At 70.6% G+C, this 12,048-nt stretch carries 9 protein-coding genes and 1 tRNA gene; 2 read left to right on the top strand and 8 right to left on the bottom strand.

Annotated elements, in window-relative coordinates:
• Positions 1–54: 54 nt before the first annotated feature.
• From IE244_RS13095 to IE244_RS13085, 3 genes are all read right to left on the bottom strand, one after another.
• Entirely contained in the window at positions 55–777 is a 723-nt protein-coding gene (locus IE244_RS13095; protein ID WP_191873634.1) for a VOC family protein, read from the bottom strand.
• An 8-nt stretch (positions 778–785) separates the two neighbouring features.
• A complete protein-coding gene (locus IE244_RS13090) occupies positions 786–1,490 on the bottom strand; it encodes a hypothetical protein (protein ID WP_191873632.1) in 705 nt (234 codons plus the stop codon).
• Positions 1,491–2,178: 688 nt separating this feature from the next.
• Positions 2,179–2,265 (bottom strand) — tRNA-Leu (locus IE244_RS13085).
• Positions 2,266–2,676: 411 nt separating this feature from the next.
• Here IE244_RS13085 and IE244_RS13080 point away from each other — a divergent pair.
• Both IE244_RS13080 and IE244_RS13075 read left to right on the top strand, forming a co-directional pair.
• A complete protein-coding gene (locus IE244_RS13080) occupies positions 2,677–3,447 on the top strand; it encodes an ABC transporter ATP-binding protein (protein WP_191873630.1) in 771 nt (256 codons plus the stop codon).
• Positions 3,447–5,975: an ABC transporter permease gene (locus IE244_RS13075; RefSeq protein WP_191873628.1), complete on the top strand. Its 2,529-nt coding sequence runs from the start codon at positions 3,447–3,449 to the stop codon at positions 5,973–5,975. Before IE244_RS13080 ends, IE244_RS13075 begins: the two co-directional genes overlap by 1 nt.
• 100 nt (positions 5,976–6,075) lie before the next feature.
• Here IE244_RS13075 and IE244_RS13070 read toward each other — a convergent pair whose 3' ends face one another.
• The 5 genes from IE244_RS13070 to IE244_RS13050 all read right to left on the bottom strand — a co-directional run bounded on the left by IE244_RS13070 (position 6,076) and on the right by IE244_RS13050 (position 11,940).
• A complete protein-coding gene (locus IE244_RS13070) occupies positions 6,076–7,377 on the bottom strand; it encodes a class I SAM-dependent methyltransferase (RefSeq protein ID WP_191873626.1) in 1,302 nt (433 codons plus the stop codon).
• A gap of 221 nt (positions 7,378–7,598) precedes the next feature.
• The gene (locus IE244_RS13065) at positions 7,599–8,978 is read right to left on the bottom strand and encodes an NAD(P)/FAD-dependent oxidoreductase (protein WP_191873624.1); all 1,380 of its coding nucleotides are present in this window, start codon (positions 8,976–8,978) and stop codon (positions 7,599–7,601) included.
• An 868-nt stretch (positions 8,979–9,846) separates the two neighbouring features.
• Positions 9,847–10,836 (bottom strand): Ppx/GppA phosphatase family protein, encoded by a 990-nt coding sequence (locus IE244_RS13060; RefSeq protein ID WP_191873622.1) that lies wholly within the window; start codon positions 10,834–10,836, stop codon positions 9,847–9,849.
• Positions 10,833–11,369, bottom strand: coding sequence for a DUF501 domain-containing protein (locus IE244_RS13055; protein WP_191873621.1), 537 nt, complete (start codon positions 11,367–11,369; stop codon positions 10,833–10,835). Before IE244_RS13055 ends, IE244_RS13060 begins: the two co-directional genes overlap by 4 nt.
• Positions 11,370–11,463: 94 nt before the next feature.
• On the bottom strand, positions 11,464–11,940 hold the full coding sequence (locus tag IE244_RS13050; RefSeq protein WP_031172960.1) for an FtsB family cell division protein: 477 nt from the start codon (positions 11,938–11,940) through the stop codon (positions 11,464–11,466).
• Positions 11,941–12,048: the final 108 nt, after the last annotated feature.

The raw sequence follows: 12,048 nt of genomic DNA, 5'->3' as shown, positions 1-12,048 counted from the left end.
CGCCATGACCCCGGCCGGCGGGCCGGGGCCGCGGTCAGAGGGGCGGGGCCCCGGTCAGAAGGTCGGGGTGAGGGCGAAGTGGGCGCCCCAGGGGTCGCGGAGTTGGGCCGGGGCGGGGAGGTCGCCGTCCGGGACCTGGGCGGTGGCTCCCAGGGCGTGGGCCCGGGCGACCGCGTCCGGCGTGGCTCCGAAATGGGGCAGCCAGTACGGCTGTTCGCCGGGCTGAGTGCGGGTGATCCCGGCCAGACGCGTCCCGCCCAGCTCCAGGCTGAGACGGGTGCCCTCGCCGCGGACGGAGCAGCCGAACAGCCCGCCGTAGAACCGCTCGGCCCGCTCCGGCCAAGGCGTGCGCAGCTCGAAGTCGCAGACCGTGCCCGCTTCGTCGGCGAGCACCACACCCACGTCGTGGTGCCCCTCCCAGAAGCCGACCGGTGCCCCGTCCGGATCCACGGCGAGGCACAGCCGCCCGTCGGCCCCGGCCGCGACCGGGCCCATGACGACCCGTCCGCCGAGCCGGCGGACCTCGCCCGAGGTCGCGTCGATGTCCTTGGTGGCCAGGTAGACGGTCCAGCTGGCGACGGGCGGCAGGCCGGGCGGCGCCGCGCCCGTCCCGCCGATGATCTCCCCACCGAGCCGGGCCAGGTGGTAGCCGGGCCCCTCCGCCGTGTACTGCCAGCCGAAGAGCTCCGTGTAGAACCGCTGGGTCCCGTCCAGGTCAGGGGTGATGCAGTCGACCCAGCAGGGGCTGCCGGGCCGGTAGCCGGTGCGTCGGGGCATCCGTCGTCCTACTTTCGCGTGAGTTCTGCGTCGATGAGCCCCGCCGCTTCCTCGGCCCCGTTCCCCGAGGAGAGCTCCAGCCGGTAGTGGGGTGCGGCCGAGAACGCGGCGCCCGCCTCCACCGGCCACACCTGGGGGACGAACTCCCCGGGGGCCATCCGCACCCCGTCGTCCGCGGTGCCGCACAGCCGCACCAGGGACGGCAGGGCGATCCGCGCGTCGACCGGCACCACATCGCCCAGGCACTCGGGCCGCACGAGCAGCATCTCCCCGCCCAGGGCCGAGGGGACCGACCGCAGGCTCTCCGCGGGCAGCCCGGCGGTGCGCATCCGGGCGGCCGCGCGGCCCCGGGCCTCCAACGGCAGCAGGCAGGGCACCACCTGCTCCTCGACCAGGTCGAAGACGAGGAGCTGTCCCGAGACGAACCGCCAGGAGCGCTGCGCCAGGGCGGCGGCCACGCTCAGCGTCTCCGCATAGGGGCCGCCCACCAGGGCGACAGCGGCCGAGCGCTTCGCGAGGACGACCGCCCGCATCAGCGCGTACCGCTCCCCCAGCACGGCGAACGGCGGCAGCGGCGGCGGCATGGTGCCCCAGCCCCGGAAGGTGCGGCGCAGCAAAGGTGTGCCGTCGCCGTGGCGGACCAGGAACTCCTTCTCGCCCGCGGTGTCCCCGTCCGGCTGTCTTCGCGTCGGAGCGGTGAATTCCACACGCACGGACGCCATGGATGCGGAACCGGGGTCACGTATCACGTGCGGTCCGAAAAGAAAGGCGAGCTCCGAAGGATCGGAAGAGGCCACCTCGACCTCGATCCCGGAAAAGCGCAGGATGATGTCCCCCCTGCCGTTCATACACAAATCCCAGTTCCGGACCGCGCGAAGCAAAGGGTCCTGATGACCTAGTGAAAAAACCTGACAGTGGCGCGCCGGGCGTGATCGGCTGTCCGGAAGGCCAGGGCATGGCAAGAGGAACCCGCGCCGGGACGCGATGCCACAGGCGAGGTCAGAAAGAAGGAAGGGTGCTGCAGAACAGGATCACGCTGCGCTGGAAGAGGATTCTCCGCCTCACCGCTCGGGCGGCACCGCGGCGGATAAGCCGGTCGCGCAGGCCGAGCGGTCCTGCCCGATACCCGAAAGCGCGTGTGCAGACATTGAGTAGCCCCGTTTTGTTTCAGGCAGGGATCCGGTTCGACCGAATACACCCACAAGAGTGAAGATCATCTTCATTGACCTTCACCCGGGATGTCAATTCGCTTGACTAGATCTTTGAACTGCGACACAGCCGGGACGGACCCGGCGCCCGCTCCCGCGGGGCCGGCACACCGCCGTCACCCTCGGAGCCGCGACCGGCGGGCCGGGCGAGGCACTCCCCGAGGGTGACCCGCCGCCCGCGTCGCAGGCGAAGTGGTGCCCGGAGCCGGACTTGAACCGGCACGCCCGCGAAGGGGCAGCGAGGTTTAAGCTCGCCGTGTCTGCATTCCACCATCCGGGCAGGCCGTGGGCTCCGCTACGAGCTTCGAGCCTATCGGGACCCATCCCCCGAACAGCGGAAGGGCGGACCGATGTTGTCTTATTTTATTGACGTCTGAGGGTGCATCAGCCCACGGTACGAGCCATCCGCACTTGCCAACAGCGTGCCGTGACGCCGGCACGCGCGTGCGCGAAATGACGGAATTTCACCGTCCGAACGAGGGTGTCCCACCCGTTCTCGACACCGTTCGACACCGGTTCGACCGCGCCCCCCTCTCAGGGTCGGCCGTCCTCCCCAGGTATGACACCGGGCCGTCCCGTCCGACCCGAGTCGCCCCCCGGAACCGGAACAGCGACTGACTACACGCGCCCCTGGCACCGAGACGATGGAGTGGTCCCCATGGAACACCCGTCCTGACAGGAGCACCTTCCCGTGACCACCACACCCACCGCCGGCCGGACCACCGCCGTGGCCGCACGCGCCACGGAGCTGTCGAAGATCTACGGGCAGGGTGAGACCCGGGTGGTCGCCCTGGACCGGGTCTCCGTCGACTTCCGGCAGGCCGAGTTCACCGCGATCATGGGCCCGTCCGGCTCGGGCAAGTCGACGCTGATGCACTGCGTGGCCGGCCTCGACACCTTCTCCTCCGGCTCCGTGCGCATCGGTGACACCGAACTGGGCTCCCTGAAGGACAAGCAGCTCACCAAGCTCCGCCGGGACAAGATCGGCTTCATCTTCCAGGCCTTCAACCTGCTGCCGACGCTGACCGCCCTGGAGAACATCACCCTGCCGATGGACATCGCGGGCCGGAAGGCCGACAAGGCGTGGCTCGACCAGGTCATCCAGATGGTCGGCCTGTCCGGACGGCTCAGCCACCGGCCCTCGCAGCTCTCCGGCGGCCAGCAGCAGCGCGTGGCCGTCGCCCGCGCCCTCGCCTCCAAGCCCGAGATCATCTTCGGTGACGAACCCACCGGAAACCTCGACTCGCGCTCCGGCGCCGAGGTGCTCGGCTTCCTGCGCAACTCCGTGCGCGAACTGGGCCAGACCGTCGTGATGGTGACCCACGACCCGGTCGCCGCCGCCTACGCCGACCGCGTCGTCTTCCTCGCGGACGGCCGCGTCGTCGACGAGATGTACGCGCCCACGGCCGACTCCGTCCTCGACCTCATGAAGCAGTTCGACGCGAAGGGCCGTACCAGCTGATGTTCCGCACCGCCCTGCGCAACGTCCTCGCGCACAAGGCCCGGCTGCTGATGACGGTGCTCGCCGTCATGCTCGGCGTGGCCTTCGTCTCCGGGACACTCGTCTTCACCAACACCATCTCCGACGCCTACCAGAAGAGCTCCGCCAAGGGCTTCGACCAGGTCGACGTCGCCGTACGGCCCACGTACCAGGACTCCAAGGGCGACACGGTCGGCCGGACGGCCGAACTGACCCGGGCCATGCTGGACAAGGCCGGCAAGGTTCCGGGCGCCGCCTCCGCGACCGGTGTCGTCGGCGGCTTCACCGCCGTCGCCGACCAGGACGGCAAGCTGGTCGGCGGCGACTGGCAGTCCACGGGCGGCAACTACTGGGGGACGAAGGACGCCCGCTACCCGCTGGTCAGCGGCCACGCCCCGCACGGAAGGGGCGAGGTGCTGCTCGACTCCAGGACCGCCGAGCGCGCCGGCTACAAGGTCGGCGACACCGTGCGCCTCTCCGTGGACGGCCCGGTCCTGACCCCGACCGTCAGCGGCATCTTCACCACCGACGACGGCAACGTCGCCGCGGGCGGCAGCCTCGCCCTGTTCGACACGCCGACCGCTCAGGCGCTGTTCGGCAAGAAGGGCGCGTACGACGAGATCGACGTCAAGGCCGCGCCCGGCACCAGCCAGTCCGCGCTGAAGGCCGCACTGGACAAGGCCCTGCCGTCCCACCTGGTGGAGACCACCACCGGCAAGCAGCTCGCCGACGACCAGGCGAAGCAGATCGCCGACTCGATGAGCGGGCTGAAGCAGGCCCTGCTGGTGTTCGCCGGTATCGCGCTGTTCGTCGGCACGTTCATCATCGCCAACACCTTCACCATGCTGGTCGCCCAGCGCACCCGGGAACTGGCCCTGCTGCGCGCGGTCGGCGCCTCCCGCCGCCAGGTGACCCGCTCGGTGCTCGCCGAGGCCTTCGCGGTCGGCGCGGTCGCCGGTGTCACCGGTCTGGCCGCCGGTATCGGCATCGGCGCGGGCCTGCGTACCCTGCTGGGCTCCTTCGGCGCGAGCGTGCCCGACGGGCCGCTGGTGATCAGCCCCGGCACCGTGGTGGCCGCCCTCGCGGTCGGCATCCTCATCACCATGCTGGCCGCCTGGCTGCCCGGCCGCCGGGCCGCGAAGATCCCGCCGGTGGCGGCGATGAGCAGCGTGCACGCCAAGGCCACCGCCAAGTCGCTGGTGCTGCGCAACACGCTCGGCGCGCTGTGCGCGGCAGCCGGTGTCGCGGTGGTCCTCGTGGCCACGTCGATGGACGCCACTGCCGCGCAGGGCCCGATGGGCATCGGTGCCGTCCTACTGATCACCGGCGTGTTCATCCTGACCCCGCTGCTGTCCCGGCCGCTGATCGCGGCCGCCGCCCCGGTCATGCGCGCCTTCGGCGTCTCGGGCAAGCTGGCCCGCCAGAACTCCGTGCGCAACCCGCGCCGTACGGCCGCCACCGCCTCCGCGCTGATGATCGGCCTGACCCTGATCACCGGCATGACGGTGATGGCGGGCAGCCTGCAGACGGCCATCGACAAGATGGCGTCCTCGGCGATCCGCGCGGACTACGTCGTCTCGATGGCCGACCACGGCCCGCTCTCCCCGGAGGTGGCGAAGAAGGCCGCCGCCGCCGACGGTGTCACCGCGAGCAGCCCGCTGCGCAACGGCGAGTCCCGCATCGACGGCGAGACCGAGTTCCTGACCGGCGTCGACGGCGCGTCCATCGGGAAGCTGACGGACCTGAAGGTGGACGAGGGCTCGTTCACGGTCGGCGGTTCGCAGGTCGTCGTCGACAAGGACCGGGCCAAGGAGTACGGCTGGACGTCCGGTTCGCACTTCACCGCGCACTTCGAGGACGGCAAGGCGCGGCGGCTGACCGTCGCCGGGATCTACGAGGGCAACGACATGATCAACGGGATCATGATCGACAACAAGGTCCTCACCCCGCACCTGAAGGCTCCCGCCGACATGCAGGTCATGGTCAAGACGGCGGACGGCGCCTCCGACGCGGCCAAGGACAAGCTGACCAAGGCCCTCGGTCTGAACCCCGCGATCAAGATCCAGGACAAGCAGGACATCTCCGACGGCATCGCGAAGATGTTCACGACGATGCTGAACATGCTCTACGGCCTGCTCGGCATGGCGGTGATCGTCGCGGTCCTCGGGGTCATCAACACGCTGGCCATGTCGGTCTTCGAGCGCTCCCAGGAGATCGGCATGCTCCGTGCGATCGGCCTGGACCGCAAGGCGGTCAAGCGGATGGTCCGTCTGGAGTCCCTGGTGATCTCCCTGTTCGGCGGGGTGCTCGGCATCGGCCTCGGCGTGTTCTTCGGCTGGGCGGCCGGTCAGCTGCTCGGCACGAAGATGCCGACGTACGAACTGGTCCTGCCCTGGGGCCGGATGGCGGTCTTCCTGCTGCTGGCGGGCCTGGTCGGCGTCCTGGCCGCACTGTGGCCGGCCCGGCGCGCGGCCCGGCTGAACATGCTGGCGGCGATCAAGTCCGAGTAGCCGTACGACGGTGAGGGCCCCCGCTCCGGTCGCGGAGCGGGGGCCCTCGCCTGTTTCCGTCGTGCGGTTCCAGCAGCCCGAGCCGAGCCGTGCGGCCGGGTCAGCCGTGCCAGGTGCGCGGGCGCAGCGGCAGGCCGGAGGCACCGGACTGCGGAGTGCGGATCGCCAGCACCTGGTTGACGCCGATCCGGTTGCGTTCGAAGGCGAGTGCGCAGGCGGCCATGTACAGCAGCCAGACGCGGGCGCGGCCGGGGCTGGTGAGACGGACGGCGCGGTCCCAGTCCGCCTCCAGGTTGGCGACCCAGTGGCGCAGGGTGCGGGCGTAGTGCTCGCGCAGGGACTCCACGTCCCGCACCTCGAACCCGGCACGCTCCAGCTGGGTGACGGTGGTGCCGACGGGGGCGAGTTCCCCGTCGGGGAAGACGTACGCGTCGATGAACTCGTCCACCTCGTACGCCGATTCGTCGTACTGCGGGCGGCGGGCGATCTGGTGGTTGAGCAGCCGCCCGCCGGGCTTCAGCAGGCCGTACAGCTGCTGCGTGTACTCCAGATAGCGTTCGGCGCCGACGTGCTCGGCCATCCCGATGGAGGAGATCGCGTCGAAGGGGCCGTCCGTGACGTCCCGGTAGTCCTGGACCCGGATCTCGACCCGGTCGGTCAGCCCCTCGTCGGCGACGCGCTTGCGGGCGTACGCCGCCTGCTCCTGGGACAGGGTGACCCCGAGGACGCCGGCACCGTGCTCGCGGGCCGCGTGGATGGCCATCGAGCCCCAGCCGCAGCCGACGTCCAGCAGCCGCCGGCCGGGTGACAGACCGAGTTTGGCGCTGACGAGTTCGAGCTTGTCGCGCTGGGCGGTCTCCAGGGCGGCGTCGCTTTCCACGGCCCCCCAGTAGGCGCACGAGTAGACCATCGACGGCCCGAGGACGATCTCGTAGAAGTCGTTGCCGACGTCGTAGTGGTGGCTGATGGCCCGCCGGTCGGTGCGCCGGGTGTGCAGTTTCCGGCGGGGTCTGCGGACCTCCTCGCGCGGCGGGGACGGCGGGATCGGCGGCCCCGCCAGCCTGAGCAGCTCACGGACGGCGGCCCGTACGGCGGGGTCGCGCAGGGCCTCGACGGGGCCGCGGGCGTCCTCCCCGCGCTCCCACACCAGACCCGCCATGGCGTCCAGCGCGGTGTACAGGTCCCCCTCGATCTCCAGGTCGCCGGAGACCCAGGCGCGGGCGAGGCCCAGCTCGCCCGGCTTGAACAGCATGCGGCGCAGGGCGCGGCGGTTACGCACCACGAGCACCGGTGCGTCCGGCGGCCCGGCCTGCGATCCGTCCCAGGCACGCAGTCGGACCGGGAGCGGGACTCCCAGTACCTGCTCGGCAAGACTCCTCAGCCGCGACGCGGCGTCGGCCATGGCGCAACACCTCCAAGACGACGATCCCGGATGCCGGTAACCACGTAAACACCGTCGGCAATTCCGCACAGTCCCGCAAAGGAGTTACAACTGAGCAAAACGGCACAGGAGCCACACGGATGGAGATGCGGGAACGCCGAAGGACCTCCCGCACCACGGATGGCGGGAGGTCCTTCGGTCGGTTCACCGGCTGCGGGCCGGAAGGTGCTGACCGGTGAGGGTCAGGAGGCCTTGGCCTTCTCCTCGGTCTTGGCGGCGGCCACCGGGGCCGGCTTCGCGGCCTCGTAGAACTCCTCGCGGGGGTTCTCCATGGCGCCCAGGGAGACGACCTCGCGCTTGAGGAACATGCCGAGCGTCCAGTCGGCGAAGACGCGGATCTTGCGGTTGAAGGTCGGCATCGCCATGCCGTGGTAGCCACGGTGCATGTACCAGGCGAGGCGGCCCTTGAGCTTGATCTTCATCTTGCCCATGACGATCATCGCCACGCCCTTGTGCAGGCCGAGACCGGCGACCGCACCCTTGTTGGCGTGCTCGTACTCCTTCTGCGGGAAGCCCCGCATACCGGAGACCACGTTGTCGCCGAGGACCTTGGCCTGGCGCAGCGCGTGCTGGGCGTTCGGCGGGCACCAGGCGTTCTCGTTGCCCGCCTTGCGGCCGACGAGGTCCGGGACCTGGGCGTTGTCGCCGGCGGCCCAGATGTAGTCCGTGCCCTTGACCTGGAGCGTGGGCTCGCAGTCGACGTGGCCGCGGGGGCCGAGCGGCAGACCGAAGCGGGACAGGGCCGGGTTCGGCTTGACGCCGGCGGTCCACACGATCGTGTTGGAGTCGACCTCAAGGCCGTTCTTCAGCACGACGTGGCCGTCGACGCAGGAGTCCATGGAGGTGGAGAGGTAGATCTCCACACCGCGGCCCTCAAGGTGCTCCTTGCCGTACTGGCCGAGCTTCGGGCCGACCTCCGGCAGGATCTTGTCGGCGGCGTCCACGAGGACGAAGCGCATGTCCTCGCGGGACACGTTCTTGTAGTACTTGGCCGCGTCGCGGGCCATGTCCTCGACCTCGCCGATGGTCTCCGCACCCGCGAAGCCACCGCCGATGAAAACGAAGGTGAGCGCCTTGCGGCGGATCTCCTCGTCGTTGGTCGAGTCGGCCTTGTCCAGCTGTTCGAGGACGTGGTTGCGCAGGCCGATGGACTCCTCGATGCCCTTCATGCCGATGCCCTGCTCGGCGAGGCCGGGGATCGGGAAGGTGCGGGAGACCGCGCCCATCGCGATGACCAGGTAGTCGAAGGGCAGCTCGTACGCCTCGCCCACCAGCGGGGCGATCGTGGCGACCTTGCGGTCCTGGTCGATGGTGGTGACCCGGCCGGTGAGGACCTCCGCCTTCGGCAGCACGCGTCGCAGCGGGACGACGACATGGCGAGGGGAGATGTTGCCGGCGGCGGCTTCGGGCAGGAAGGGCTGGTAGGTCATGTACGACCGGGGGTCGACGACCGTGACGGTCGCCTCTCCGTAGCGCATCTTCTTGAGGATGCGCCGAGCTGCGTACAGGCCTACGTACCCACCGCCTACTACGAGGATCCTGGGACGCTCCGTGGTGCTCATGCCATCGAGTATCCACCCGCCTCGGAGGGGTCGCTCGTGCGCCCCTTCACAAGGTCCGACAGGCCCTGTGCTACACTCCGCGACTCGCGTGACGCAGATCATGACAGCCGAGGGGAACCGCAGCACCCTCCGAGCCGTTGTCAATGCCGCGTGAGCTGCCTCTCTCGACCGCGAGCGAGCGTGTGAGCCGACCGGAACACCCTCGCGGGCACGCGATCCGAAGGTGTCGTACGACCCCCATCTGAACATGTTCAAGGGCGCATTGGGTACCCCGAAGGACCAACGGACGCCCTTACGCACCCCGACCGGGCCGAATTCCTTGTGAAGAACTTCACGAACTTTTCCGGCGCCACACCCCCACGGGGCCCATGCAGGGACCCCTGGCGACGCTCAAACGTTATCCGACCTGCTCAGCCGACGGCTACCCGCAAGTAACAAAAGAGAGCCGGGCAACAGGAGAGGCCGGGCGGCGCGGACCGTCACCCGGTCGGCCCGCCCCAGGGCGCGCCGGTCACCCGGTCAGCCACACACCGCGCGATATCGGACACCAGGGCCCATAGCGTGCGTACATGACCACTTCACAGACGGCCTTCACGAGGGCCACTTCCCGAATAGCCGCAGCCGGCGCGGTCCTTGGTGTCGCTCTCGCGTGGGGGGCGACGACCGCGTCCGCCGCGCCCGCGATGCCGGCCTCCCACCTCGCCACCAGGGCGGCCGCCCCGTCGGTTCCGGCCGGTGGCCACGGCGACGGGGGGTGCAGCGGCCTCATCGTCCTCCTGTGCAACTGACGGCCCGTCCGATGACGGTCGGTCCGCGTCGCCGAAGCGACGGCCCTGGTTCCTCCGGAAGGGACCAGGGCCGCCCCGTGTCATCGGGGGTCGACCGCCGCCCGGCCCGATCCCGCCGCTTCCGCCTCTTCCGCCACCTTGAAGGCGATGCCGTCGAGGATGTCGTGCTCGCTGACGACGACCTCCTCGGCGCCGATCCGCTCCATGATCGCCAGCAGGACCAGGGCGCCCGCGCCGATGACGTCGACCCGGCCGGGGTGCATGGACGGGATCGCGGCGCGCTCGGCGTGCGTGGAGCGCAGCAGCCACTCGGTGATCTCGCGGACGCGGTCGCGGGAGATCCGGGAGTGGTGGATGCGCGCGGAGTCGTACTCGGGCAGTTCCTGGGCGATCGCGGAGACGGTGGTGACCGAGCCGGCCAGGCCGACCAGGGTGTGCGCGTCGCGCAACGGGACCGTCTGCTCCGCGAGGTCGAGGGCGGCCTCGATGTCGGCCCTCATGGCGGTGATCTGCTCCTCGGTGGGCGGGTCGGAGACCTTGCCGCCGTGCACCAGGTGACGTTCCGTCATCCGCACACAGCCGACGTCCACCGACCGCGCCGCCTGCACGTGCTCCTCGCCCACGACGAACTCGGTGGAGCCGCCGCCGATGTCCACGACGAGGTAGGGCCTGGCGAGGTCGTCCCGCCCGGTCAGCTCCCTGGTCGCGCCGGTGAAGGAGAACTCGGCCTCCTGGTCGCCGGTGATGACCTCCGGCTCGACCCCGAGGATGTCCAGCACGCCGCGTACGAAGTCGTCCCGGTTCTCGGCGTCGCGGGAGGCGGAGGTGGCCACGAAGCGCAGGCGCTCGGCACCGTGCTCCTTGATCACGGCCGCGTACTCACGGCAGGCCGCGAACGTGCGCTCCAGCGCCTCCGGGGCGAGCCGGCCGGTGCGGTCGACGCCCTGGCCGAGCCGCACGATCGTCATCCGGCGGTCCAGCTCGACGAGTTCACCGGTTTCGGGATGCACATCGGCGACCAGCAGCCGGATGGAGTTCGTACCGCAGTCGACGGCGGCGACCCGGGTCACTTCTCGTCCCCCTCGGTGTTCTGGAGCGTCACACAGGCGCCCTTGCTCCACCACTGCGGCAGCATGGCGATCGCCTCGTCGCCCAGCGGGTTCACGCCGGGGCCGGCGGCCAGCGAGTGGGCCACCAGGACGTGCAGGCACTTGACCCGGTCCGGCATGCCTCCGGCGCTCGGGAAGCCCGTCAGCTCCTCGATCTCGTCGCGGCGCCGGATGTAGTCCTCGTGCGCGGCCCGGTAGGCGGCGGCCAGCTCGGGGTCGGTCTGCAGCCGCTCGGTCATCTCCTTCATCACGCCGTTCGCCTCCAGCGTGCCGATGGCGGAGGACGCCTTCGGGCACGTGAGGTAGTACAGCGTCGGGAAGGGCGTGCCGTCGGGCAGTCGCGGGGCGGTCTCCACGACATCCGGATGGCCGCACGGGCAGCGGTGCGCGATGGCCCGCAGGCCCCGCGGCGGGCGGCCGAGCTGCTGCTTGAAGGCCTCGACGTCCGCGTCGGTGGGCTCGGTGCGCGGAGTGGGCGGCGGGGGCGTTTCCATGACTGCTTTCAGGATGGCTTTCTGTGGGTTGCTGACCGGCGTCCGCCTCGGGCGGCCGGCCGGTCCTGGTCGGGGCCGGTCGCTGGCCGGCCGGTCACTGGTCGGAGGCGTCGGACTTGTCGACCCCGTCCCAGACGTTCGCGTACCAGGGCCGGTGGGCGGCCCCCAGGTCGGCACGGGACTGCTTGGCCGCGCCCGGGTCGACGACCACGTACCCGGTCTCGCCGGGCTTCACGTAGTGCAGCCGGTGCCGGATCTGCTGTTCGGCGTAGGAGTCGTCCTGCCAGCGCGCCTTGAGGTCGCGCAGCTGCTCGACCCGTTTGCGGTCCTGCTCCTGCTGCCGCTGGAGGTCGGCGATCTCCGCGCGCTGGGAGACGTACTGCCGCATCGGGTAGGCGAGCGCGACGATCATCGAGCACAGCACCAGCGCGAGCAGCGCGGCGCGGCCGGTGAGCCGGGAGCGGCGGGCCTGCCGCTTGCTCTGGGAGCGGTAGACCCGGGCCGCCGTCTGCTCACCGAGCAGCCGCAGCCGGGTCGCGGTGGAGAAACGGTCCCGGTCCTTGACGGCCATCTGGCTCTCCGCCTCTCCTTGCCTCGCGGTTCACACGTGCGTACGTCCCCGGACACGGTACGGGACCGGGTCCGGGGACGTACGTATGACTGGCTAAGACTTAGCCCG

The sequence above is a fragment of the Streptomyces filipinensis genome (genome assembly GCF_014649495.1).
Lineage (GTDB): Bacteria > Actinomycetota > Actinomycetes > Streptomycetales > Streptomycetaceae > Streptomyces > Streptomyces filipinensis.
This window is presented reverse-complemented; position numbering and strand designations above follow the sequence as displayed.